The sequence below is a fragment of the Mucilaginibacter sp. GW821-FHT07H05 genome (assembly GCF_059418485.1).
The window spans coordinates 739,047-764,256 of record NZ_JBWKPY010000002.1; the positions used below are offsets into that span (position 1 = coordinate 739,047).

General features: G+C 44.2%; 19 protein-coding genes and 1 tRNA gene. 6 read left to right on the top strand and 14 right to left on the bottom strand.

What is annotated here, in order from left to right; all coding sequences use genetic code 11:
• Nucleotides 1-20 precede the first annotated feature (20 nt).
• Together AC07M6_RS07340 and rnhB are read right to left on the bottom strand one after the other, a co-directional pair.
• Nucleotides 21-1,223: a glycosyltransferase family 4 protein gene (locus AC07M6_RS07340; RefSeq protein ID WP_494888342.1), complete on the bottom strand. Its 1,203-nt coding sequence runs from the start codon at nucleotides 1,221-1,223 to the stop codon at nucleotides 21-23.
• A 62-nt stretch (nucleotides 1,224-1,285) separates the two neighbouring features.
• Nucleotides 1,286-1,882, bottom strand: a complete 597-nt coding sequence (gene rnhB / locus AC07M6_RS07345) for a ribonuclease HII (protein ID WP_494888454.1) — start codon at nucleotides 1,880-1,882, stop codon at nucleotides 1,286-1,288.
• A gap of 78 nt (nucleotides 1,883-1,960) precedes the next feature.
• Here rnhB and AC07M6_RS07350 point away from each other — a divergent pair, with 78 nt between their 5' ends.
• Nucleotides 1,961-2,941, top strand: a complete 981-nt coding sequence (locus AC07M6_RS07350; RefSeq protein WP_494888343.1) for an ankyrin repeat domain-containing protein — start codon at nucleotides 1,961-1,963, stop codon at nucleotides 2,939-2,941.
• 15 nt (nucleotides 2,942-2,956) lie between these two features.
• Here the strand turns inward: AC07M6_RS07350 and AC07M6_RS07355 are convergent, their stop codons facing one another.
• From AC07M6_RS07355 to tilS, 4 genes are all read right to left on the bottom strand, one after another.
• On the bottom strand, nucleotides 2,957-4,195 hold the full coding sequence (locus tag AC07M6_RS07355; RefSeq protein ID WP_494888344.1) for a PP2C family protein-serine/threonine phosphatase: 1,239 nt from the start codon (nucleotides 4,193-4,195) through the stop codon (nucleotides 2,957-2,959).
• A gap of 44 nt (nucleotides 4,196-4,239) precedes the next feature.
• A complete protein-coding gene (locus tag AC07M6_RS07360; RefSeq protein WP_494888345.1) occupies nucleotides 4,240-5,421 on the bottom strand; it encodes an ABC transporter permease in 1,182 nt (393 codons plus the stop codon).
• Between the two features lie 783 nt (nucleotides 5,422-6,204).
• Nucleotides 6,205-6,690 carry a hypothetical protein gene (locus tag AC07M6_RS07365; RefSeq protein WP_494888346.1) on the bottom strand — a complete coding sequence of 162 codons (486 nt, stop codon included), beginning with the start codon at nucleotides 6,688-6,690 and terminating at the stop codon, nucleotides 6,205-6,207.
• On the bottom strand, nucleotides 6,687-8,021 hold the full coding sequence (gene tilS / locus AC07M6_RS07370; protein ID WP_494888347.1) for a tRNA lysidine(34) synthetase TilS: 1,335 nt from the start codon (nucleotides 8,019-8,021) through the stop codon (nucleotides 6,687-6,689). Before tilS ends, AC07M6_RS07365 begins: the two co-directional genes overlap by 4 nt.
• Before the next feature lie 52 nt (nucleotides 8,022-8,073).
• On the opposite strand from tilS, the gene AC07M6_RS07375 reads away from it, so the two are divergent.
• The gene (locus AC07M6_RS07375) at nucleotides 8,074-10,755 is read left to right on the top strand and encodes an OstA-like protein (protein ID WP_494888348.1); all 2,682 of its coding nucleotides are present in this window, start codon (nucleotides 8,074-8,076) and stop codon (nucleotides 10,753-10,755) included.
• A 145-nt stretch (nucleotides 10,756-10,900) separates the two neighbouring features.
• Here AC07M6_RS07375 and AC07M6_RS07380 read toward each other — a convergent pair whose 3' ends face one another.
• A complete protein-coding gene (locus tag AC07M6_RS07380; RefSeq protein ID WP_494888349.1) occupies nucleotides 10,901-13,180 on the bottom strand; it encodes a Tex family protein in 2,280 nt (759 codons plus the stop codon).
• A 260-nt stretch (nucleotides 13,181-13,440) separates the two neighbouring features.
• Between AC07M6_RS07380 and AC07M6_RS07385 the strand changes: the two genes are divergently transcribed.
• A complete protein-coding gene (locus tag AC07M6_RS07385) occupies nucleotides 13,441-13,842 on the top strand; it encodes an OsmC family protein (RefSeq protein WP_494888350.1) in 402 nt (133 codons plus the stop codon).
• Between the two features lie 26 nt (nucleotides 13,843-13,868).
• On the opposite strand, the gene nadA is transcribed toward AC07M6_RS07385, so the two are convergent.
• Nucleotides 13,869-14,861 carry a quinolinate synthase NadA gene (nadA, locus tag AC07M6_RS07390; RefSeq protein ID WP_494888351.1) on the bottom strand — a complete coding sequence of 331 codons (993 nt, stop codon included), beginning with the start codon at nucleotides 14,859-14,861 and terminating at the stop codon, nucleotides 13,869-13,871.
• 408 nt (nucleotides 14,862-15,269) lie between these two features.
• Here nadA and nadB point away from each other — a divergent pair, with 408 nt between their 5' ends.
• Complete coding sequence (gene nadB / locus AC07M6_RS07395) at nucleotides 15,270-16,862, top strand: L-aspartate oxidase (protein WP_494888352.1); 1,593 nt, start codon at nucleotides 15,270-15,272, stop codon at nucleotides 16,860-16,862.
• Nucleotides 16,863-16,904: 42 nt separating this feature from the next.
• On the opposite strand, the gene AC07M6_RS07400 is transcribed toward nadB, so the two are convergent.
• Nucleotides 16,905-16,980 (bottom strand) — tRNA-Gly (locus AC07M6_RS07400).
• Between the two features lie 117 nt (nucleotides 16,981-17,097).
• Here AC07M6_RS07400 and AC07M6_RS07405 point away from each other — a divergent pair.
• A complete protein-coding gene (locus AC07M6_RS07405; RefSeq protein WP_494888353.1) occupies nucleotides 17,098-17,619 on the top strand; it encodes a gamma carbonic anhydrase family protein in 522 nt (173 codons plus the stop codon).
• A gap of 91 nt (nucleotides 17,620-17,710) precedes the next feature.
• On the opposite strand, the gene AC07M6_RS07410 is transcribed toward AC07M6_RS07405, so the two are convergent.
• The 5 genes from AC07M6_RS07410 to AC07M6_RS07430 form a co-directional block, all read right to left on the bottom strand.
• A complete protein-coding gene (locus AC07M6_RS07410) occupies nucleotides 17,711-19,363 on the bottom strand; it encodes an Ig-like domain-containing domain (protein WP_494888354.1) in 1,653 nt (550 codons plus the stop codon).
• 113 nt (nucleotides 19,364-19,476) lie between these two features.
• Nucleotides 19,477-21,339 (bottom strand): tRNA uridine-5-carboxymethylaminomethyl(34) synthesis enzyme MnmG, encoded by a 1,863-nt coding sequence (mnmG, locus tag AC07M6_RS07415; RefSeq protein WP_494888355.1) that lies wholly within the window; start codon nucleotides 21,337-21,339, stop codon nucleotides 19,477-19,479.
• Nucleotides 21,340-21,438: 99 nt separating this feature from the next.
• On the bottom strand, nucleotides 21,439-21,687 hold the full coding sequence (locus AC07M6_RS07420; protein ID WP_494888356.1) for a CBU_0592 family membrane protein: 249 nt from the start codon (nucleotides 21,685-21,687) through the stop codon (nucleotides 21,439-21,441).
• Between the two features lie 3 nt (nucleotides 21,688-21,690).
• Entirely contained in the window at nucleotides 21,691-23,565 is a 1,875-nt protein-coding gene (locus tag AC07M6_RS07425; protein WP_494888357.1) for an ABC-F family ATP-binding cassette domain-containing protein, read from the bottom strand.
• Complete coding sequence (locus tag AC07M6_RS07430; protein ID WP_494888358.1) at nucleotides 23,562-24,218, bottom strand: oxidoreductase; 657 nt, start codon at nucleotides 24,216-24,218, stop codon at nucleotides 23,562-23,564. The genes AC07M6_RS07425 and AC07M6_RS07430 overlap by 4 nt, the downstream gene beginning before the upstream one ends.
• Before the next feature lie 209 nt (nucleotides 24,219-24,427).
• Here AC07M6_RS07430 and AC07M6_RS07435 point away from each other — a divergent pair, with 209 nt between their 5' ends.
• On the top strand, nucleotides 24,428-25,210 hold the full coding sequence (locus tag AC07M6_RS07435; protein ID WP_494888359.1) for an MlaE family ABC transporter permease: 783 nt from the start codon (nucleotides 24,428-24,430) through the stop codon (nucleotides 25,208-25,210).

Below are 25,210 nucleotides of genomic sequence, written 5' to 3' on the forward strand. Positions count from 1 at the left end.
AGTAATTAAAATTACCGAAATCAGCTGGCTAATACCTTTTTGTAGAACATCACCAGCCGGGTGCTGATGGCGTGGATATCGTGCTGGCTTTCTATCATGCGGCGGGCATTTAAACCAATATTTTTACAAAACTCTTCGTCGGCAATGCAGCGTTTAATCGCCTTAAAAAACTCTTCGCGGGTATCGGCTATCAGGATATTGCCGCCATCGTTATAATTAATCCCTTCGGCGCCTAAACTGGTTGATATAATGCACTTTTGCATGGCCATACCCTCAACAATTTTTACCCGCATACCACCGCCCGATAGCAGCGGCACAATCATGATAGCTTTACTGTTTACAAATTCAAGCGCGTCGTCCACCTCGCCCTGGATAAATATTTTACCCATTGCTTCATATTCGTCAAACTGTTCGGGGATATCGTTACCGGCTACGTAAAAGCGCGTACGCAGTTCGCCATTAACCAAATCGTTATGGAAATTCTCCAAAAACCACTCTATCCCCTCCCGGTTAGGCATCCAGCTTAGCGAGCCTAAAAAGAAAAGGCTGGGGAATTCAATTTTTTTCGGGTCGGGCAGGTAGCTATCCATGTTAATCCCCACAGGGATCACCTCAATGTTTTGTTTGGCGCCATAGTTTTCCATGGTTTTTTTATCCTGCTGGGTAAAAACGGCAATAGCGTCGAAACTGTTTAAATGCTGCAGTTCGTATTTTTTAATACGGCGGGCTATCAGTTTCAGGAACCAGCGCTTTATGGGATCGTTTTTTTGCAGGGCCAGGCGCTCCCAAACCTGGTGCTCGATATTATGCGCGCGGTAAACCAGCCTGGCTTTGGTGTTTTTACGGACGCTTTCCAGGTAAGGCGCTACAAACAACCCCTCAAACTGGATAATATCATAAGTATTATTGCGCACCTCGCGTATAAGCAATCGCTCGAAGGCCGAATCGTAATAACGATCTATATTGGCCGAGTGCTGGCCGAACAGGTTAATAAAGGCATCCAGCATAGAAATACTGGTATCGATATTATAGGATCGGTAATTTATTTTTTCAAGCAGATCGTCGGTTGCTACGGTTTTACCGCTTTGCTTTTGATCATTAAGCGATACCAGCGATACCTGGTGACCTTTATCTATCAACCCCCTGATGGTATTGCCCACCACAATAGGATAGCCCCCATTTTGCGGAAATGGCACACGATGTGTAAGTATCAGTATTTTCACGAAAACGGAGCTATAATGGTCAATAGCAAAAATACTTAACTGCGGCGCGCAATCAAAGGATTTTAAAAAATACTTAATTGCGGGTCGCTCACGCGGAAAGTGCGCCGGTGATAGGGGGTATAGCCCAGCTGTATCACCGTTTCGCGGTGTTTAATGGTGGGGTAACCCTTGTTGCTGTGCCAGTCGTACTCGGGGTGTTCTGCGGCAATTTTTTTCATATAATCATCCCGGTAGGTTTTAGCCAGGATAGATGCCGCCGCTATGCTGAAGTATTTACCATCCCCCTCCACAATACAGGCATGCGGAACGGTTTTGTATTTGTTAAAACGGTTACCATCAATGATCAGGAACTCCGGCTGCAGGTGCAGCAGATCTAATGCCCGGTGCATGGCCAAAAAGGAGGCGTTAAGGATATTGATCTGGTCTATCTCTAAATTATCAACCGATGCTACGGCATAGGCAATGGCCTTTTCCTCAATTTCCGGGCGCAGCTGGTAACGGTCGGTTTCTGTGAGTTTTTTAGAATCGTTCAGCAAATGATGGTCAAAATCGGGCGATAGGATAACCGCCGCGGCAAACACCGGCCCAGCCAGGCAACCGCGTCCCGCTTCATCGCAACCGGCTTCTAAATAATCGTGCTGATACCTGGCTAATAACATGGGTACAAAAGTAAGCGATGGATGGATGATGGCAAATATAGTATTCAACGTATTGTTGAAAAGCCATAAATTAGCTATATGATACCGCCAAACGAACTAAAGCCCACCCTGCGCATGGATCTTTCCAACGGTGCAAGTTCAACCACCACAAATGTTTGGGACATACTTGTTGCCAGCCGTAATGGCGACCTGGGTAGGGTAAAGCAATTTGTTGATACCTGCCCCGAATTGATCTATGCCCAATACAACTATACGCCACCCATCCATTTTGCTGTGCGCGAGGGCCATTTGGAGCTGGTAAAATACCTGCTGTCAAACGGTGCGCACGATCCCAAATATCGAATTTACCCTTTCCTGGATACCCTTAATGTTATCGCGCAAGACAGGGGCTACGATGAAATAGCGCGATTGCTGGAACAATACAACAGCGATCCCTCGCTTTGGAAATATGCGGGAGATAACGGAAAGATCTACTATAACCGAATTGCCTTACAAAAGGATTTTGAAACAGCCGTTGACCAGCAGGATTTGGCATTGGTGGAAAATATATTAAAGCAACACCCTGAATTTGTACACGATGAAACCTTTTTTTGGGGCGAAGGCATTATGATGATGCCGGCAAAAGATAATAATATAGATTTGTTAAAGCTTTTAATAAGGCATGGTGCAAAGGTGCCAGTGCTATTAAAATGGGCCAAGGAGTATTATTTTAAACATTACGAACCGGCTGTTTTTTTGATGGAAAATGGCATGGACCCCAATGTGATGAGCTGGCACCGGGTAACCCTGCTGCATGATATGGCTCAAAAGGGAAATATCCCAAAAGCGGAGTTACTGATAAAACATGGCGCCAAAATTGACCCGGTGGATGAAGAATACTGCTCGACACCATTGGGCATGGCTGCCCGGTGGGGTAATACCGAAATGGCCGCGTATTTACTTAAACAAGGCGCCGATCCAAACAAGTCGGGGGCGGCATGGGCCACCCCGTTAAAATGGGCACAAAAAAAGGGGCATCAGGATATTGAGGAAATATTGCTTAAAGCCGGGGCTAAGTAGAAAAAACAGATTGCTCTAAAATATCCGCAGCGTTAACAACGTAATATCATCAATCGGTTTCCCTTTTATCACTAAGTTCAGGTGGTCCATCAGCATCTGGTTAAACCTGTCGGGCGAGTGGTGGCCATTGGCAATGACAAACTCCATTAATTTTTCCTCGTTCCATTGCCTGGTTTGCTCTACCTCGTAATCCATCAGGCCATCAGTATAGTTGATCATCAACGACCCCGGCTCCACATCAATTTCGCCCTGGTTAATAAAGGGCAGTTTCTCAAAAGCGCCTATCATCGTGGTGCCCAGCTTAAGCGATATAGCCTCGCCGCCGGCATATAATATGGATGGATTGTGCCCGGCATTAATGTAATTAAGTTTACGGGTTTGCTGGTTATATTTAGCCAAAAAGAGTGTAATAAATTTTTCGCCCCGGGTATTGTTGATCACGATACCGTTCAGCCGTTCAATAATTGTGGTCAGGTCGCTCTCTACCATAGCCCAGGCCCGCAGGCTGGCCTGGAAGTTGGCCATCAGCAATGCGGCCGATATACCCTTGCCCGATACATCGGCAATGCACCAGATCAGTTCATGATCATTCAGACGGATAAAATCAAAGTAATCGCCGCCGATATTTTGGTGGGGCAGGTATTTGGCGCCAATCTCTACCGCGGTATCCCGGTGTAGTTTTACTGGGATCAGCATATTTTGCACCTCTGATGCCAGCTCCATCTCGCGCTGGAAACGCTCGGTCTCTAATCTCTGGCGGAATAGTTTTTTGTTTTGCAGCGCTATAATTATAGCATTAACCAGGGTTTGGATAAACGCCAGGTCGTTATCCACCATTTCGGCGCTGGAATTAAAATCGCCGATTAGCATATAGGCCAGCGTTTTATTTTTATCGTAAAACGGGATATAGTGCGAGTAATCTTTTAACAGTCCCTGATTATATGCTGTTAATGCCGCGGGCAGCCGCAGTTTTTTTAAACCGGTGCACGATTTAAGCAATACCGGCAAGGTTTCAAAATGGCCGCCGTATTTGGAGATGCAGATAAAACTGCCATCCTTTTCTATCAATAACCTAAAGCGGCCTACATTTAAATGGGTCTGTAAAATAGACTCCATCATTTGAATAAGCACCGGCGTTGATGAGTTTTTGTTGATAGCCCGGGTAATTTCCAATAAAGCATTTAACTCCGACTGCCGCTTAAGCAACAGTCTAATTAGTTCGTCTTCTCCTGGGTCCTGGTTGTTATAATGCATTAGGCAGCTTTTGGGAGCTTGCACTAAAATAGAAAAATAAATTATTATAAGCGGGCACTCTGCGATTTAATATCAAAAGCATCCCGCAGCCCAACGGTAACCAGGTTAAAGGCGTATACCATTAACATAATAGCCAGGCCGGGCGCAAGCGCTAAATAAGCCAGGTCCATAATAATATAACCGTAATGTTCGCGGATCATGCTGCCCCAGGTTGGCATGGGCGGCTGCGCGCCAAATCCCAGGAAACTCAATCCGGCTTCCAGCAAAATAGCCGATGCAAAGTTGGATGATGCCAGCACCAAAATAGGCCCGGTAATGTTGGGTAAAATGTGGCGGGTAATAATACGGTAATTATTAAAACCCATAGCGCGGGCGGCCTCTATATATTCCACCTGCTTCAGGCTCATCACCTGCCCGCGTACAAGCCTTGCTACCTCTACCCACATAGACAGGCCCACCGCGATGAAGATCTGCCACAAGCCCTTTCCCAAAGCAAACGACAGGGCTATAACCAGCAGCAGCGCCGGCAACGACCATAAGATATTCATCAGCCAGCTTAGTGCCGCATCAATTTTTCCACCGTAATAGCCGGCAATAGCGCCTATGCTCACCCCGGTAACCAAACTGATGATCACCGCCATTAAGCCAACCGAAAGCGAAACCCGTGTGCCCAATATCAGCCGGCTTAACAAGTCGCGCCCGTATAGATCGGTGCCGAGTATATAGTGTTTTTTTACGATCTGGTTTTTACTGATCTCTTCCTGGTATTGCTTTATAGCCGATGCTCCTATTTGTGGGCGGGAGCCGGCGGGGATTGTTTTTTGTTTTATACCGCTCACTATCTCAAATATATGATAGGCCTTGCGTTCGGGTTTATCTTCGGGACCAATATATTCGTTAACAATGATGGAATCCTTTTCAAAGCGATAAGCGGTAATGGGCACGTTGCTATAAAAATCGGGTTGACCCGACCAAAGCTTACGGAAAATGTTTACGGTATCTACCGGGTTATCTTTACGGATCCGCAGCATGGTAAAGCTGCTGCCCGGTTTCTTCAGGCTGATCTGCAGCGTCATTTCATTAGCCTGCGGGGTGCTGTCGGGCATCACCAAATAGCCCAGCAGGGCAATCAATACCGAGATGGCAATAAATGCCAGTCCGGCCATCGCAAACTTATTGCGTTTAAATGCGTGTAAGGCGCGCTGGGTGGGGGTTAAGTCGGGCATTTTAAAGTCAGCAGTCTTTAGTTAAAAGTACCAAGTCTTGGTTGGCTAATATACATAATAGCCGTGTTTAGGAGGTGATTTTAGGGAAAATGGCTTTTTGATTGTGTTTTTTGTTTTTGACTATTGCTCCCGCAGGTTTAGCGTAGCGTAACCTGTGGGCATGGTTGTCGGAAGTCTGAGACCTCCGACATGATAGGCACAAATTAACCCAGCGCACAGGTAGCTCTTAAACTTGCGCCAGCAATGGGAATGCTGCCAAATTTTCTCAGCATGTAAAAGGGCTTTTGCTAAATTAGCGCCAGCAACGCGAGGCTTTTCTTAATAGAAAGCTTAATATAGTGACCTATATTACCGCAAAGTCTTTTATAAGCCAGACAAAGATGGTTGCAAAAAAGCTGAAATCAAAAATTGACGATTAAATGCTATAATTATGTTTGAAGGCGTATTTCAATTCTTTTCAAATTTTATTCGTATCGCATTTTTCAGTGGAATTGGAAAGCTGATATGATTAATTTGGAAAAAGATTTTCGTTTCACAATCGGCGCCTGCTTTAAAAAAGAGAAAACCGCTGTATGGCGATGTCATAAATGTAGAAGAATATAAAGACCGGGTTGTGGGTCTGGCTTTTACTGCCGTGTTTCTTATTTTTATTTATTTATGGTGGGGGTAAAGTTGACCGATGGTATAGCGATGGATTAATTGTCGCTCTGGCTACACTTAACCTTGCGCCAGCAATAAGCATAAATTGACTTTTGACTAACGAGTTTGAACTCCAGACTTAACTTACTTCGCCTTCATCTCCTCCTTAATCGCACGCAAAAATTCATTGGCATGTTGCGATCCGATGATATAGAGCAGGCCGTCTCGGTCGGTTAAATGGATGGCATCATTCCCGGCGGTATAGAAACGGATGGTGCCGCTTTTGTGCAGGTTATAAACGGGGTTGTTAAACAGGTAGCGGCTATAGCTGCCTTTCTCGGCTTTTACAATACTGTTCAGGTCAATTTTTACCAGTTTACTGCTCCAAAGCCCGTCAACCAAAATACTTTTATTAATTACCCGCGTACGGAAATGCAGCAGGAAACCCATGATGATAGAAATAATGATAATGGCAAAACCCACTACCAGCAGCAGGTCGCCGTTGCGCTCGCGCTCATCAGTAAAAAAGTAGGCCGCAAAACAAAACATGGCCAAAACCAGGCGGATGGTAATCGGTATCCATTCGCGGCCCAGGTATTGCTTTTCTGTAAAGACCGTATTATCTGTCATGGCGTTTTATACAGTTCGAATATAGTAACTTTTTTAGTGTTATCGCTTACTTTATAACGATCGTCCAGCCGGTAACCGCCAATCCAAATCACCTCGTTATTCCCGTTTGTCAATACAGGCACCCCGGCTTTTTGGTGCAAAGGTACCTTTTGATGTACAAAAAAATCACTCAGTTTTTGTTTTGATTTCATGCCAAGCGGATAAAAATAGTCGCCGGGCTGCCATGGTCTAATCGTAAGCGGGTACATCAGCAAAGCGGCATCCACCGAAACGGTCATCGGGTTATTTTTAACAATCAGCGGACTATCATCGTGCAGCAAACTTAAACGGTAGCGGCCGTAAATTATTTCGGTACTACCCTCATTTATCGTTAATCCCTGTAACGCGCCGCCTGATTTTTTAGTTAAGATCAGCTTCCCGCGATCTAACAGCAGCTTATAATCCGCCGTTTCAAACACCCGCCCCGCGTGTTTATCCAGCGAAGCGATGATGCTATCTGTATGTTCCTCATTAAAACCATAAGGCTTCAGTAAATTAAACAATAACAGGCGCTGTGGGTGCAGGTTTTTTACAGCATCAATGGGCAGGTGCATTTCGGCATCGTGCTCAACAAAATGCAGCCGTTGCCGGGATACTTCGGTTTCCAGCAGGGTTTCCAATTCGCGGAAGTGGCGCAGGTTGCTTTCAAAGGTTTCCTCTAACGATGGGTTCAGTTCCTTCAGTTTGGGGATCACCTCCAGCCTGATCTTGTTGCGGGCGTATTTAGCCGACGCGTTAGAGCTGTCTTCCACATAAGCCATATGGTTCTCACTCACCAGGCTTTCAATTTCATTTCTTTGCATAAACAGCATTGGCCTCACCAGGGCGCCGTTTTTAGGTAATATACCATGCAGGCCGGCAATCCCGGTGCCGCGCGTAAGGTTTAACAATATTGTCTCGATAGCATCGTTTTGGTGATGTGCCAGCGCAATGGCGGCGTAAGCATTTTGCACGCGCAAATTATTAAACCATTGGTAACGCAGCTGGCGGGCCGCCATCTGGATAGATATTTTATGCTGCGCGGCATAAGCGGCCGTATCAAAATTAATGGTATGGAAATTGACCTTTAACTGGCGGGCCAGCTCGCGGCAAAAAGCCTGGTCGGCATCGGCATCGGCGCCACGTAATTGAAAATTGCAGTGGGCAATATCAAAAGCATAACCGGCAGCATGCAGTAAATGGACCATTAAAACCGAATCCATACCGCCGCTAACCGCCGCCAAAACCTTGCTCCCGCTATCAAACAGCTGGTTTTGGGCAACAAAATGGGTGAAACGACCGGTAGGGAGCATTCATCAAAATTATTAATTTAATAAGCGCAACCAAAAAACTAATTTTGCCAACGTGAGAAAGTGTCTCTTAACGTGTTTTATAGTACTGATTGCAACGGCTGCCATGGCCCAGCAAAAGATAAACCTGATCAAATCTGACAGGGGTTACGGCTTTAAGTTAAATGGCGAGGATGTTTCTAAAGTTTATAATGGCGTCTTTCAGCAAAAGTTCTCTACTCTTAGGGCCGATAGCGCCATTATCCACATGGGGGCCAGTACTTTTGATGCCTATGGCCACGTGGTTATTAACCAGGGCGATACCCTGCACATTTATGCCGATCAATTAAATTACGACGACAAAACAAAAATAGCCATCCTTACCAATCATGTTCGCATGGTTGATAAAGATGCCACCCTTACCACCAACTATTTTAATTACAACACGGCCACCAAATACGGCACCTATACCGATGGCGGTAAACTGGTGAATAAGGATAACGTACTTACCAGCAAAAACGGTTATTACGATGCCAATAGCCGCGATGCTTATTTCAGGTATAATGTGGTAACCACCAGTCCCGACGCCCTGATTAAAACCGATACCATGCGTTATAACTCGGGTACGCGCATCACATACTTTTACGGGCCGACGCATATTTACGGTAAAAAGGATAAGGATACGCTGTATACTGAAAACGGTACTTACAATACCAAAACCGAGCAGGCTTTTTTCGGCAAAAAGAACAGGTATAGCCAGGGCACCAAATCGCTAAAAGGCGACAGTTTGTTTTATGATAAGCTGAAAGGTTACGGCAAAGCTATTAAGAATATCACCTTTGAGGATACCGAACAAAAAATGCTGCTGAAGGGTAACCTGGGTGAGTATTTTAAAACGGAAGACAAGGCGGTGATCACCCAAAACCCGTATGCCATATTAATAACCGAGCAAAAGGATACCAGCAAAACAGACAGCACAAAAAAAGCCCCGCCGATACAAAAAAAAGACGCTCTGCAAACGGTAGTTAAAGATGTTACTGCATTGGCCAAAGATGCCAAATTAGATAAGCAACCGCTTACCGTTCCGAAGAGTTTACCCTCGGCTAAGGCCGATTCCATGGCGAAGGTGATCGCTAAAAACCCCGCGGTGAAAAACGCCGTGCCGCTGGTAAAAGATGTTAAACCTACCGATGCGCTTAACGCGATAAATACCGCCAAAAATATGCCGCCGGGCAAGGCCGATTCCATGGCGAAATCAATAGCCAAAATGTCTGCGGTAAAAAATGCCATGCCGCTGGTTACGGATAAAATGAAGGACAGCCTTAAAAAGGTAATTGCAGCAAATATTCCTAAGAATACAAAAACACCGGTAGCCGGTAAAAATGATAAGGCCCCTGTAAACGATACAGCAACTGCGGTAAAGCCGGTTATTAAAAAAGATATCGCCGCCCGTGTAAAACAGGATACCATGTATATTGGCGCGGATACCCTGGAAACACAGGTAATTACCTATAAAGCGCTAAAAGAGCTACAGGAAATACGCCGCCTGGCCGGGATAAGGGATACCAGCATTAAGCCCCGTAAACCCTTTGTGCCTTACACCGCCAAAACAATGCCTAAGTTTTTATCGGCAGAAATGCCGCAGCCTATTTTTCCGGAGCCGGATTACAGGCACAGGCCCTTATTTACGGTAGTTAAAGCGACACCAGATACTACGCAAAAGAAAGAAGCGCTGACTGATGTTAAGCTGCCTGCAAAAGGGCAACCTGCGGTTAAACCAGGGGATAAAAAACCCGATCTTAAACCGGGTGCCAAACCACCGGCCGGAACCTTAGTATTAGGCAAAAGCAAACTCATTGCCGATTCGTTAAAGGCTAAGCGGGTGGCCGATTCTATACTGAAAACTAAGCCGCAATTAAGCGATACTTCCCGTGTCAGGATCCTGAGCGCGCATCATAATGTACATATATTTAAGTCGGACCTGCAGGGTAAATCTGATTCGCTTTTCTACAGTTCAAGCGATTCTGTGATCCGCAGTTTTGTGAAGCCCATGTATTGGACACAAGGCGCGCAGCTATCGGGCGATACCATCAATTTACAATTGAAGAATAAAAAGGCCGATAATATGGAACTCTTTCCATCGGCCTTTGTGGTACATATTGAGGCTAACGATTCTACCCATTTTAACCAGGTGGCCGGCAAAAGGATAAGGGCTTATTTTAAAGATAGTAAGCTATCGCGCGCTACGGTTAATGGCAATGCCGAAAATATTTATTTTAACCGGAAGAAGGGTAAAATAACGGAGATGGAGCATTCTATCAGCAGTACAATTACCTTAAATATGAAAAACGGCGCGGCTGCAAACATTAGTTATACCACGCAAAACGAACATAAAGCTATTCCAATAGCTAAAGTAAAAGAGGATGATAAGATATTAAAAGGCTTTATCTGGAAACCCAAAGACCGGCCGGCATCAAAAGAAGACGTCATCCATCCTAAAAAACCTGAACCTGAAAAGGAAACACCCAAAAAGGGAGCGGATGGTAAACCGGTTAAAGGTGGCGCTGCTAAGCCCGGGGCAACAGGAAAGCCTATAACTACACCTGCCGAGAAAGATTCTGTAAAAACAATAAGTCCTGCGGTGAAAGGGCCATTATTGATAAAAAAAGATTCAACAACAGCTAAAAAGGATACGGTGAAGAAAAGACCATTACCACAGCTGAAAAAAGACACCGTGAAGAAAGTGCCGGTGAAGTAATAACAGTTACACCTACCCACTATGTCATTTCGAACGATAGTGAGAAATCTTATACGCGCAGACAGTCCGCTCATATAAGATTTCTCTTTCGCCCTCTCGCACATTCCCCCCTTGCTCTATCGAAATGACAAGTTTTCTAAAAAAATTACTTAAACTTACTCCGTAAAGCCGCCAGTTTTATAGCCATATCCGTTTCTTCAGATTGTTTAGGCTTGGCCTGGTGTTGTGGCTTATTGTATGGCTGTGCCGGCCGTCTTTCTTCAGGCTTGCGTTCTATCGGTTTTCTTTCGGACTTAGGCTCATTATCCTTCATGGATAGCGAGATCCGCTTACGTTGCGCATCAACTTCCACCACGGTAACCTGTACGCACTGAGCAACTTTTAACACTTCATTTGGGTCTTTAATAAAGCGGTTAGTGATCTGGCTTAAATGCACCAAACCATCCTGATGTACGCCGATATCCACAAAGGCCCCGAAATTGGTAATATTGGTTACAATGCCCGGCAACTTCATCCCGGCTTTCAAATCGCTAATGGAATTAACCCCTTCAGTAAAGCTGAATGTTTCAAACTGTTCACGCGGGTCGCGGCCGGGTTTGGCCAACTCGGCCATAATATCGTTGAGCGTAGGCAGACCCACCGTGTCAGTCATATATTTTTGCAGGGGGATGCTTTTACGCAGCGCGGCATCGGCCATCAGGCTGGCTACGGTGCAGCCTTTATCTTTAGCCATTTGTTCTACCAGCGCATAGCGCTCGGGGTGTACGGCACTGGCCTCCAGCGGATCAGCGGTGTTGCGAATGCGTAAGAAACCTGCTGCCTGTTCAAAAGCCTTATCGCCCAAACGGGGCACTTTTTTTAGCTGGTCGCGGCGTTTAAATGCACCATGTTCGTTACGATATGCTACAATATTTTGGGCTAACTGCGGCCCAAGTCCCGACACATAAGCCAAAATTTCTTTCGATGCGGTATTCAACTCCACGCCAACGGCATTAACGCAACTCATTACAGTATCATCCAAAGATGTTTGCAACTTGTTTTGATCCACATCATGCTGGTACTGCCCTACGCCGATGGATTTCGGGTCTATTTTCACCAACTCGGCCAGCGGATCCATCAACCTCCGGCCAATCGATACAGCGCCTCTTACGGTTACATCTTTATCAGGAAATTCCTCGCGGGCTACATCCGATGCAGAGTAAATAGATGCCCCGCTTTCGTTCACCATTACGATGGTCACGCCGGGTATATTCAGGTTGCGCACAAAGGTTTCCGTCTCGCGACCGGCAGTGCCGTTGCCAATGGCAATGGCTTCAATTTTATATTTATCAACTAAAAATGGAACGGTTTTCTCGGCCTCTTTAGCCTGGCCTGCACCGGTATGCGGGAAAATGGCGGTATATTCTTCCAGCTTACCCTGCTCATCTAAACAAACTACCTTGCAGCCCGTACGGAAACCCGGGTCTATTGCCATTACACGCTTTTGCCCCATTGGTGCGGCTAATAACAACTGGCGGGCATTCTCGGCAAATACACGGATCGCTTCCTCATCGGCAGCTTTTTTTGTCATCAAACGCACTTCGGTTTCCATCGATGGTTTCAGCAAGCGCTTATAACCATCGGCAATAGCCAAACGTACCTGGTCGGATGAGGTGTTATTTCCTTTCACAAATTCCCTATCCAATAAAGCAGTGGCTTCATCTTCGGGTGGTTGCAGATCGAGATACAAGATCTCTTCTTTTTCTCCACGGCGCATAGCCAGTACCCGATGCGATGGCGCTGTTTTTACCGGCTCAGTCCAGTCGAAATAATCTTTATACTTAATACCGGTTTCTTCCTTACCCGGAACTACTTTTGATTGAAAGGTACCTTTTTCCACAAATAAGGCCCGCATTTGCGTCCGTACTTCTGCGTTCTCACTGATGGTTTCGGCGATGATATCCCTTGCTCCAGCTAAGGCTTCCTCAATTGTATTTACACCTTTTTCGGCGTCAATATATTTATCAGCCTCGGCTTCCAGATCAACCCGGTTTTGGTTTAATATCAAATCGGCCAGGGGCTGCAAGCCTTTTTCGCGGGCTTTGGTGGCGCGGGTTTGGCGTTTAGGGCGGTAGGGTAGATAAATATCTTCCAGCAATACCATGGTTTCGGCATCGTTAATCTGTTTTTCCAACTCGGGCGTCAGCTTACCCATATCTGTCAACGATTTCAGGATAGCCTCGCGGCGTTTATCCAGATCGCGCAGTTGCTGTACACGATCGCGGATGGCGGCTACCTGTACTTCGTCCAGGCTGCCGGTCAGTTCTTTACGATAACGGCTGATGAAGGGAACGGTAGCGCCCTCATCCAGCAGGGCAATGGTAGCGGTTACCTGTTTATCGGTAACAGAAAGTTCGGTAGCTATTTTATGGTGATGGGTTATCATAGTATCAATTTACAAGGGCGAAGGTAAAATTTAAGCGCAGAAAATTTAACCACAAAGGGCACAAAGATTTTTCCACATGGAATTAAAACACAAAGGACACTAAGTTTTACCGGGGGCACAAAGATTTTATTTTTTTATAAGTTTGAAAGAACTTCGTGTTCTTTGTGCAGACGGGCTTGCAATTTCTTTGTGCCCTTTGTGGTTAAATAAACATATATAAAGCGGTTTTTATTAGATTTGAAAACACAAAAATTTAACACATGGCCACTATAGAAACTACCTACCTGGGCGAATTACGTACCGAACCTATACACGTACAATCGGGCACACATATTATTACAGATGCACCGGTTGATAACCAGGGTAAAGGCGAAGCTTTTTCTCCAACTGATTTAATGTCGGCATCGTTAGCCAGCTGTATGATGACCATTATGGGTATCGCATCGCGTACGCATGGAATGAATATCGATGGTACAACGGCGGCCACTACAAAAATTATGGCGGCAAACCCACGCCGGGTATCTGAGATACAGATCAGCTTCAAATTCCCGGGTACTTATACCGAAAAAGAACAGAAGATATTAGAGAACGCGGCGCTTACCTGTCCCGTATATCTAAGCCTGCATCCAGATCTGGTGAAGACAGTTGATTTTGGTTGGTAATATATCCTATTTAGGGATTAAGAGGTTTACAACCCCAATTTAGCCGATATCTCCAGCATCCTTTCAATCGGTTTTACTGCTTTTTCTATGATATCCGCGGGAAGCGTAATTTCCGGTGCTTCATTTTTTAGGCACAGGTAAAGTTTCTCCAGGGTATTACGTTTCATGTGCGGGCAATCGTTACAGGCACAGGCGTTATTTGGCGGCGCTGGGATAAATACCTTATCAGGGTTATCCTTTTGCATCTGATGGATGATTCCGGCCTCTGTAGCCACTATAAACTCTTTGTCGGGGTGTGAAGTGGCGTACTTTAAAATACCCGTTGTAGAGCCTATATAGTCGGCCATTTGCAATATCACTTCTTCACACTCAGGATGGGCCAGCAGTTTGGCGCCGGGATGCCGTTCTTTCAGCTTAGTGATCTTCTCGCGACTGAAGATCTCGTGCACCATACAGGCTCCATTCCATAGAACCAGGTCGCGTCCGGTCTTTTTAGCTACATAAGCCCCCAGATTTTTATCCGGCCCGAAGATGATCTTCTGATCAAGCGGTAAACTTTCCACTATCTGTATCGCGTTGCTACTGGTACAAACAATATCGCTCATGGCTTTCAGTTCAGCAGTGCAGTTTACATAGGTGATCACTAAATGATCGGGATACTGCTCCTTAAACTTTTTAAACAAGTGCGGCGGACAACTGTCTGCCAAACTGCAGCCGGCTTTTATGTCGGGTAGTAGGACTTTTTTGGTTGGTGAAAGTATCTTAGCTGTTTCGGCCATGAAGTGCACACCGGCAAAAACAATAATATCGGCGTCGGTTTTTGCAGCCTGTTGCGATAGGCCCAGGCTATCGCCAATATAATCGGCAATATCCTGTATATCGGGTTCCTGGTAATAATGGGCCAGTATAACTGCATTTTTCTGCTTTTTTAATTTTTCAATTTCATCAAAAAGATCAAGCGTCGGGTCGATGTATTCCTCCGCAAATCCTTTGATGTTTATTTCTGCTAATGTATCCATTTCCACAATTCAAATAATAACAACTAATTTTATATATATAAATAAACCTATTGTTATTAAGGTGTTAGTTCTGTTTAAAATTCAGTCTTAAAAATCCTCAAAAAGTAGTTTTTAATTATTTATTAACAATTAATTTACTTTTTTCATTTACTATTCTATTGATTTTTAGATTAATGTGACAATCAAATTTTTTATTAAAAAGTTATATGTTAAGATTTTCTTATGTTTAAAAATGTTAATTAGTGCACAATATCTGCTTGTAAATTGCTCAAAAGTAAATCAAATATGGGGTAAAACCCCGGGTTATCAACTATTGCAAAACTTATCATCTATTTGCTTACACAAAATTAACATCTTTTAAGCCCCTTATTAACATCATCGTATTTTTTAAACATCTTTAACCTTTATATGACTAAAAATGTGGATTTCCTGGTAGTGGGATCGGGTATAGCAGGATTGAGTTTTGCCCTAAAGGCTGCAAAACATGGTAAAGTACTGATAGTTACAAAAGCCAATGAAGACGAAAGTAACACTAAGTATGCCCAGGGAGGCGTTGCTGTGGTTGTGGATAAAAAGGAAGATTCCTTTAAAAAACACATAGATGATACTCTGATTGCCGGTGATGGTTTGTGCGACCCCGAAGTTGTGGAAATAGTAGTTGAAGAAGGACCGGAAAGAATTAAGGAAATTATTGATTACGGAACCAATTTTGACAAGACAAACGAAGGCTTTTACGACCTGGCAAAAGAAGGCGGCCACTCCGAATATCGCGTATTGCATTATAAGGATATTACCGGTTTAGAAATTGAAACTACCCTGTTAGATCAGATCCATCAAAACCCGAATATTGAAATACTGACCCATTATTTCGCGGTAGACCTGATCACCCAGCACCATTTAGGCGAGTATGTAAACAAAGCCAGTGATGATATTACCTGTTACGGTATTTATGCTTTTAATACGCATACTAATGTGGTGGAAAAAATACTGTCGAAAGTAACGGTAATGGCTGCAGGGGGTGCCGGGCATATCTATGCTATTACCACGAACCCAACTATAGCTACAGGCGATGGCGTAGCGATGGTTTATAGGGCAAAAGGAAAAGTGCGCAATATGGAGTTTATGCAGTTCCATCCAACAGCTTTATATAATCCGGGAGAGTACCCATCTTTCCTGATATCAGAAGCGGTGCGTGGCTTTGGCGGGATATTAAAGCGTATCAACGGCGAAGAGTTTATGCAGGAGTACGACCCGCGTGCATCATTAGCGCCGCGGGATATTGTTGCCCGCGCTATTGATGCCGAGATCAAAAAATCGGGGGAGGATTTTGTTTATTTAGATGTACGGCATCGCAGCAAAAAAGATATCCTGGAGCATTTCCCTAATATCTACGCCAAATGCCTGGATATTGGTATTGATATGACCCGCGATATGATCCCTGTTTCGCCCGCCTGCCATTATATGTGCGGGGGTGTAATGGTCGATCATTCTGGCCGGTCATCTATCAGCAGATTATATGCCTGTGGCGAATGTGCTTCAACAGGTTTACATGGAGCTAATAGGTTGGCGTCAAACTCATTATTAGAGGCTTTGGTATTTGCCCATCGTATCTATCAGGATGCGATTGTTTCGTTTGTTGAAAACCATATTCCGGATAGTATACCGGATTGGGATGAAAAAGGTGTAAAGCTGAGTAATGAAGATATCCTGGTTACCCACAATATCCGCGAAATGCAGAAACTGATGAATGATTATGTAGGTATTGTACGGTCGGATTTTAGGCTGGAACGTGCCCTGCGCCGTTTAGGTTTATTGTATGAAGAAACCGAAGCTTTCTATAAGCAGACTAAACTATCGGTAAAACTTTGCGAGTTGCGTAATTTAATACAGGTATCATTTATTGTAGTAAAATCGGCCATGTTACGTAAAGAGAGCAGGGGCTTACATTATACAACTGATTATCCGGAGCATTTGCCGGTGGCGGAGGATACGGTGTTTTAATAAAATGCGAAAGGCGGAATGCCGATTGCGAAATGAATTAATTGGAGCGAAAAACGGGGTTCGAACCCGCGACCTTCAGTTTGGGAAACTGATGCTCTACCAGCTGAGCTATTTTCGCTTTTGGAGATTCAAACATATAAATTTATATCTAAATATAAAGAACGATAGAAATAATTTACATCTTGTCATTGCGAGGTACGAAGCAATGAGAAATTACTTTTTTACTTATATAACTATGCCATTAATCCTACCCGTAAAAGATAAAACCCCCGCCTGGGGAGCCGATTGCTTTATTGCCGAAAACTGCACCATAGTGGGCGATGTGATTATGGGCGATAATTGCTCGGTTTGGTTTAACGCGGTGATCCGCGGCGATGTAAACTATATCCATATTGGTAATAATACCAATATCCAGGATGGCGCGGTGATTCATGCTACTTACCTGCGCGCGGCTACTACTATTGGCAATAATGTGTCTATCGGTCATAATGCCATTGTGCATGGCTGTGAACTAAAGGATCATACCTTGATAGGTATGGGTGCCATTGTAATGGATCATGCCGTGGTAGAAGAATATGTGATCATTGGGGCGGGTTCCGTGGTATTAGAGAATACCATTTGCGAATCGGGGTACCTGTATGCCGGCTCCCCGGCTAAAAAGATAAAACCCTTAACCGATCAGCAGAAACAGTTGCTGGATAAACTACCGCAGAATTATATCATGTATTCGGGGTGGTTTATGGATAAGGAAAATTAATAAGGCCTGTCATCCTGAGCTTGTCGAAGGATGTGTGTGTAGGCCTGCCCATCATGTTCGACAGGCTCACCATGACCCCCTTTAGAAAGACTTACGGACTAACCGCTTCTTTCGGTATATCAATCGTTTCTTCAGCTTCCCAGTTTGCCCTGATAGTGAAGGTAGTGGGGATCAATACAATTTGCTCGGGGTATAGCTTTTGTTTTACATTTCCGCTATCCCATCGGCCGTTATTATTGGTATCATAAATAACCCTTACCTGGTATTTCCCGGCAGGGAAATCTTTGTAATTAATCAGGGTATTCTTTTTTACAATATCGGTATGCATTAGTTTTTTTTGATCGTTAATCAATTCTAATACATAACTTTTGGTAGAATCGGGTATGGTTACTTTCAGGTTGATTGTACCGTAATTTTCAGGTTTATCAACCTGGAAAGGTTTTATTAACCGTTTATTTTTATCGCCGTATATGTCTACTAAACTACCTTCGTTAAAGGTTAGCTGATACCGGGCCAACTGTCGCCAGCGGTATTTAAGCACAAACTTTTTAGGGTTTAAAGGATCTTTTGTAAACGTAAAATTGGTACGGTTAACCGAATCTTCCAGTAAAATAATACGGGTTACATCAAAACTCTCAATAGGGAGATTTGCGGTAATATGCAGATCGGCGCCAGGCTTTAGTTTGCTATCATTATTAATGTTATAGGTTAACAAGATATTCCGCGTAAAAGTCTCTTTCCGGGCTTTTCTCAGGTAAATGGTATCAAGCGGTTTTCCTTTATCCAGGAATGAAACAGAAATGGAATCGAAATCCATATTCCGCAGGTAAAGAGTAGCCGTATCCTTTGTTTTGCTAAAATCAACCAGTTTCTGATCATTTAATCCAGGCGGGTAATTAATATGCACATCAGGCTCGGCCAGCGGCATATTAAAAGTGAAGAACATGCTGCCATCGGTATTAAACTTACTGATTTTACGATCTATCCTGAATTTATCAGCGGCCTGCTTAAAAAGCACCAGTTGGATATTAGCAGTATCTTTGGTTAAATGGATCGGGGTTTTCTTAAAAGCGATCAGTTCGGTTTCGTTATCAAATATTTTATTTGGCGACTGTTCCTTTAGTGCGTAGATCCGGTAATCCCCATCGTGCAGGTTGGCCAGCGTAAAATTACCCGATGTATCCGTAGTGGTATAAATGGCCGGCTTCTTCTTCCCAAAATATGCAGAGTCCATTTTTAACGGGATCAGCATTACGGTCGCATCCTTTTCTTTTTCCTGGGTTTGGGTATTGATGACTGTTCCTGAAACATTCAGCGAATCGATATGCGGACCGGTTGAAAAAACATAGGTGAAGTTTTTCATGATATTGCCTTCGTTCACATCAACAATGGCTTTTCCAAAATTGATTACGTAGGTAGTGTTTTTTTGTAGCGTATCTTTAAAATTAATCACCAGGCTTTTTTTCTTCACTTTATATTCCGGCGGTTTTTCCATGGCCGGACTAATTGTAATTTCCTGGTATTGGTTTGATAATTTAAAATATTCGTCAAAATCTAATTTGATGGAGGTCGCCTTAAAATTTCGGGTTTGATTAACTGGCGTAGCCAGCAATAATTTTGGCGGTGTACGGTCGCGTGGGCCGCCCATGGGTTTTTGGATACTCGCGCAACCATAAATTACTAAAACGGCCATTATTGGCACCAAAATTTGCAGCAAAAAACCCGATTTTAATTTTAACCCCATTTTTAAGCGATATGAGCGATTTTTATGTTTTGACGAGTCGTAATATTAAAAATTAAAAATAATTAATTTAAAACGAAATTTTATAATTAATTGATTTACAGATATTTATATCCTTATCTGGCAATGTGCACCATTAAAACTGAAATATCCGATGGCGATACTCCCGAAATGCGCGATGCCTGGCCCAGCGTCCTCGGTTTTATCCTGATCAGTTTTTCGCGGGCCTCTTTTGACAGCGAGCCTAAAGTGTTATAATTAAAATCAGGATTAATCTCCTTGTCTTCCATTTTTTTCATACGGTCAACAATTTCTAATTCCTTCTCAAAGTAACTCTCATATTTGATTTTTATTTCAGCCTGCTCAATAGTTTCTTTATCATAGGCCGATAATAATTCGTCAAGTTGCAAATCGGCCCGGCGCAGGTCGTCAAAGCCTACTTGCGGACGGCTCAGTAAATTAAATAGTTTGGCCGCCTGGGTAATGGGGGATGTACCCAATTCATCGAGTAAGCCGTTTACCTCAGTCATTCCAATCGAAGCTTTTTTGGTATACGCTACAATATCGTCAGAGTTTTTTACTTTCAGTTTTACTTTATCTAAACGTTCATCGCTGATCAGGCCTAACTCATGCCCGATAGGACTTAACCTAATATCCGCGTTATCCTGACGCAGCAATAAGCGGTGCTCGGCGCGGGAAGTGAACATACGATAAGGCTCTTCGGTACCCTTGGTTACCAGGTCATCTATCAAAACACCGATGTACGACTCTGACCTTTTCAATATCAGCTCATGCCCGCCATGCACTTTTTGATGCGCGTTAATACCGGCTATCAATCCTTGTGAGCCTGCTTCTTCATAACCGGTAGTACCATTGATCTGCCCGGCAAAGAATAAATTTTGGATTAGTTTAGTCTCTAAAGTCAAGCCCAATTGGGTAGGCGGGAAGTAATCGTACTCAATGGCATAACCAGGACGGAACATTTTAGCTTGCTCAAATCCGGGTATTTGGATCAATGCACGGTACTGTACATCCTCGGGTAAAGAGGTAGAGAAACCATTTACATAGATCTCGCAGGTATTCCAGCCTTCCGGTTCAACAAATATCTGGTGCCGCTCGCGCTCGGCAAAACGGTTGATCTTATCCTCAATGGAAGGGCAATAACGCGGACCTAAACCCTTGATCCTGCCGGTAAACATGGGTGATTTTTCAAACCCTTCCTTTAATGTTTCGTGTACAGCGGTATTGGTATAGGTGATCCAGCAGCAGCGCTGGTCTTTACTTACTTCAGTATCGGTATAGCTAAATTTGCCTGCATCAACATCACCCCACTGCTCTTCCATTAACGAATAATTCAGCGAGCGCCCATCTACACGGGGAGGGGTACCGGTTTTCATACGGCCAGCTTCAAAGCCCAGTGTGGTTAATTGTTCGGTTAGGCCGGTAGCGGCTTTTTCTCCTGTACGGCCACCGCCAAAGCGTTTCTCACCAATATGGATCAATCCATTCAGGAAGGTGCCATTAGTTAATACAACCGACTCGGCTTCTATTTCTACACCAATTGATGTTTTAACGCCACAAACCTTGTTGTCTTTCACAATCAGGGACGATACCATATCCTGCCAAAAATCAACATTTGGTGTGCGCTCAAGGGCTAAACGCCACTCCTCGGCGAAGCGCATACGGTCGGTTTGCGCGCGCGGGCTCCACATAGCGGGGCCTTTGCTCAGGTTCAACATGCGAAACTGTATGGTGGATTTATCCGTTATAATGCCCGAATAACCACCCATCGCATCAATCTCACGTACTATTTGTCCTTTAGCTACACCACCCATGGCAGGGTTGCAACTCATTTGGGCAATAGTGTTCATGTTCATGGTCACCAGTAAAACCGATGAACCCATATTGGCAGCAGCAGCAGCGGCTTCGCAACCGGCATGTCCTGCACCAACAACTATGACATCATATTTCTTAAACATATTAACCTCCGTGTTCCACGTGGAACATTAAGTTTTATTGTATTCAGTTAAAGTTCCACGTGGAACGTTAACTCTTATGCGCCTAAAGACGCGTAATTTTTATTTAATGGATGTTCCACGTGGAACCTTGAATAATGAAAATAAAGCCACTGCGCACCAAACGCCTTCTAATATCACAAAAGGGTAGAAACTGATCATATAAGACGACACACCACACATGCCCGCTCCAATAAAATTCAGTGAAGCATACAGTTTACCATCCGACGCTATCTTTTTATTTAAATTTAAAAAGAACCCAATTAATAATATAGTAACGCCAACCGAAGCAATAATGTCTGATAATTTCATTGTTTATGCTTCGTTAAGTTCTGATAATTCAATCCAGCGCATGCTTTTTTCATCCATTGCGCTGCTCATATCCTTTATTTTGCGTGCCATATCAATTAACTCCTGGTGGCCGGTTATTGAACCGGAGTTCATCTCGTTAGTCAATGCCGCAATTTCAGCTTCAATTTTAGCAATCTCGGCTTCTAATGTATCCAGCTCTTTCTGCTCTTTGAAGCTCAGTTTGTTCTTCTTTACAGGGGTTGGCTCTACATAAGCGGGCTTTTCATTGCTTTGCTTACGGGCCAGTTGCTTTAAATCGTCCAGTTCCTGCCGGTATGAAGAGTAGTTGCCGTTAAAGATCCTTACCCCGCCATCACCTTCCATAATAAAAAGCTGATCGGTTAGCTTATCCAGCAAATACCTGTCGTGCGATACCAGCATTAACACACCCGAGTAATTGATCAGGAATTCTTCAAGTACATTTAAGGTGTCAATATCTAAATCATTAGTCGGCTCATCCAGGATCAGGAAGTTAGGATTAGTCATTAAAAGGCTCATCAGCTGCAACCGTTTCTTCTCGCCACCGCTTAAATTGGCTATAAAACCATACTGCTTTTTAGGTGGGAATAAGAATAAGGTAAGTAACGCGGATGCCGTAATGGTTTTACCATCGGCCATGGTAATATACTCGGCCACGTTCTTTACCACATCAATCACCCGGTCTTCGTTATTAAAGACAATACCGGCCTGGTGAAAGTACCCCATTACAGTGGTTTCACCTTTTTCTACTTCGCCTTTATCGGGCTGTATACCGCCTGTGATGATGTTTAACAAGGTAGATTTGCCGCTGCCATTTTTCCCAGCCAAACCAATACGGTCGCCCTTTTTAAATACGTAGCTAAAATCGCCGATGATGGTTTGTCCATTAAAGGCTTTGCCCAAATGGTGCAGCTCCATGATTTTGTTTCCCTGGCGTGCTGTTTTGACACTTAGTTCTACCTTATCCTTAGGGCCCCGGTTTTTGGTCTTTTCTTCCAGTTCGTAATAGGCATCAATCCGCGCCTTCGATTTGGTGCCTCGTGCCTGTGGCTGGCGGCGCATCCATTCCAGCTCCTTTTTCAGCAGGTTGCTGTTTTTGGCAAAGGCTGATGCATCGGCGGCTTCGCGTTCGGCTTTCTTCTCCAGGTAGTAAGCATAGTTGCCAAAGTAGGGGATGATTTTGCCGTTATCAATTTCCAAAATCTCGTTACATACATTATCCAGGAAATACCTGTCGTGCGTAACCATCAAAATGGTTTTGTTGCCTTCCGTCAAAAGCTTCTCCAGCCACTCAATGGTATCAATGTCCAAATGGTTGGTAGGCTCGTCCAAGATATAAATATCAGGGTCTTCAATTAGTAAGCGGGCCAGGGCCAATCGCTTCTTTTGTCCGCCCGAAAGGGTACTGATAGATTGGTTAAGGTGGTGGATATCCAACCGCCCCAAAATGGTCTTGATCTGAAATTCGTACTCCCAGGCATTCAGGTCGCTGATCTCGCCGGTAATGCGTTCCAGTTCGGCCATGTTTTCCGGGTCGTTTTCCATCAGTTCTTCATACTCGCGTATCAATTGCTGCTGGCGGTTATCGGCATGGAAAATATAATCGCTGATGGTATAGGCTTTATCAAACTGCGGGTCCTGGTCAAGATAGCCCATGTTTAAATCGCGGGCCTGTACCGATTTACCCTCGGTAGGGTTCAGCTTGCCCGAAAGGATTTTTAGCAAGGTAGATTTACCCGCTCCGTTAATGCCAACCAGCGCCACCCTGCGCCCCCGGTTAATACCGATGGTGAGGTTTTTAAACAGCCAGTTATCATGAAAAGAATGGCCTAAATTTTCTGCCGAGATATATGTACTCACGAATTTTGTTTTATATCATTATACTGGTAAATAAATGTACCAGTCTCATTATCAATTGATTGATTATACATTGCCCGGGCAACATCAGCTGCCAGGATGCTGTGGTATTTTTTAAGCCCGCCTATTAGCAAAGGGTCAACAATGGTCATTAGCCCATTAATCAAGCTTTCGCCAAACCGTACTTTTTCCTTGCGTCCTTTAAGCATAGATGGCTGATAGATATACAACGATGGTATACCAACCTTTTCAATGTCCTCCTCGGTTTCGCCCTTGAGTTTCAGATAAAAAGTCGACGATTTGGCATCAGCACCAACAGCCGAAACCAGGTGAAACTGATTAACGCCGTTTTTCAATCCTAATTGTGCCAGCTTTACCGGGTAATCATGATCTATTTTGCGGTACAGTGTTTTATCAGGCGTTTGGGCCTGTGTGGTGCCGAGGCAACTAAATATGACATCGCCGGTTATCTCATCGGCATAGTTATCCAGCTTATCAAAGTCGACAACCAATTGTGTCAACTTTTTGTGTTCAATGGGCAACTTCTTACGTACCAAAATTAAAACCCCGGCATAGTCATCTTCATCCAATAGGATCCGCAATAAATTGCTGCCTATCAGTCCGCTTGCACCCACTATGATCGCTTTTTTGGCCAAAGTAAAATTTTTGCAAAAATACGCATAATTAAATTGTAATGAATATGATATCAGCTGCGCTATGTTAGGGGAATATCATATTCATCACACATAACAGGCTAAACAAAACAAATACCCGCGCCAATTGTCAATATGCTGAACAAACCAATTATCTAAATAGTAAATATTATTTACTAAAAGGAATTTTAGGGCAAAACATTTTCATATATATGGCAGAGCATGCAATAACAACCAGCGGATGGCGCAAATGGCTGGAAGAGGTAGGCGAACAGGGGGTTTTTTTCGGCCGCTTTGTACGGAACCTGTTTGCGGGGGGCTTCGAGTGGTCGGAGTTTGTGCGGCAGTGTTACGAGATCGGCTACCGGTCTATGACGTTGGTTGGCATTACCTCCTTTATTATGGGGCTGGTGCTCATCCTTCAATTGCGGCCCACGCTGGTTGGTTTTGGTGCCGAAAGTATGCTGCCCCATACCTTATCTGTATCGGTTATCCGCGAGATCGGACCGGTAATTACGGCTATTATTTGCGCGGGCAGAATAGCATCGGGCATAGGTGCCGAATTAGGCAGCATGAAGGTGACCGAGCAAATAGATGCCATGGAGGTATCGGGCGCCAACCCGGTGCAGTACCTGGTGGTTACCCGCATACTGGCCACCAGTTTTATGATCCCGCTGTTGGCCATGATTGGGGATGTAATTAGTTTATTGGGCGGCTACCTGGCGCTAAACTTTACAGATAATATCAGCTTGTATCTGTACTTTAACAAGTGCATTGCCGCTTTAGATTATACCGATTATATCCCCGCCCTTATTAAAACCGTATTTTTTGGTTTTGCAATAGGTTTTGTGGGCTGCTATAAAGGCTATCATAGCAACCGGGGGACAGAGAGTGTGGGGATAGCTGCCAATTCGGCGGTGGTAACAGCATCGTTATGGATCTTTTTTATAGATATGATTGTTGTGCAGGTAACCACTATATTATTTTATAAGTAA

What these genes read in the sequence shown, in the direction of transcription:
- rnhB (WP_494888454.1), bottom strand. Translation starts at nt 1,882, where the DNA reads ATGTTATTAGCCAGGTATCAGCACGATTATTTAGAAGCCGGTTGCGAT.
- AC07M6_RS07350 (WP_494888343.1), top strand. Translation starts at nt 1,961, where the DNA reads ATGATACCGCCAAACGAACTAAAGCCCACCCTGCGCATGGATCTTTCC.
- AC07M6_RS07355 (WP_494888344.1), bottom strand. Translation starts at nt 4,195, where the DNA reads ATGCATTATAACAACCAGGACCCAGGAGAAGACGAACTAATTAGACTG.
- AC07M6_RS07360 (WP_494888345.1), bottom strand. Translation starts at nt 5,421, where the DNA reads ATGCCCGACTTAACCCCCACCCAGCGCGCCTTACACGCATTTAAACGC.
- AC07M6_RS07365 (WP_494888346.1), bottom strand. Translation starts at nt 6,690, where the DNA reads ATGACAGATAATACGGTCTTTACAGAAAAGCAATACCTGGGCCGCGAA.
- tilS (WP_494888347.1), bottom strand. Translation starts at nt 8,021, where the DNA reads ATGCTCCCTACCGGTCGTTTCACCCATTTTGTTGCCCAAAACCAGCTG.
- AC07M6_RS07380 (WP_494888349.1), bottom strand. Translation starts at nt 13,180, where the DNA reads ATGATAACCCATCACCATAAAATAGCTACCGAACTTTCTGTTACCGAT.
- AC07M6_RS07385 (WP_494888350.1), top strand. Translation starts at nt 13,441, where the DNA reads ATGGCCACTATAGAAACTACCTACCTGGGCGAATTACGTACCGAACCT.
- nadA (WP_494888351.1), bottom strand. Translation starts at nt 14,861, where the DNA reads ATGGATACATTAGCAGAAATAAACATCAAAGGATTTGCGGAGGAATAC.
- nadB (WP_494888352.1), top strand. Translation starts at nt 15,270, where the DNA reads ATGACTAAAAATGTGGATTTCCTGGTAGTGGGATCGGGTATAGCAGGA.
- AC07M6_RS07405 (WP_494888353.1), top strand. Translation starts at nt 17,098, where the DNA reads ATGCCATTAATCCTACCCGTAAAAGATAAAACCCCCGCCTGGGGAGCC.
- AC07M6_RS07410 (WP_494888354.1), bottom strand. Translation starts at nt 19,363, where the DNA reads ATGGGGTTAAAATTAAAATCGGGTTTTTTGCTGCAAATTTTGGTGCCA.
- mnmG (WP_494888355.1), bottom strand. Translation starts at nt 21,339, where the DNA reads ATGTTTAAGAAATATGATGTCATAGTTGTTGGTGCAGGACATGCCGGT.
- AC07M6_RS07420 (WP_494888356.1), bottom strand. Translation starts at nt 21,687, where the DNA reads ATGAAATTATCAGACATTATTGCTTCGGTTGGCGTTACTATATTATTA.
- AC07M6_RS07435 (WP_494888359.1), top strand. Translation starts at nt 24,428, where the DNA reads ATGGCAGAGCATGCAATAACAACCAGCGGATGGCGCAAATGGCTGGAA.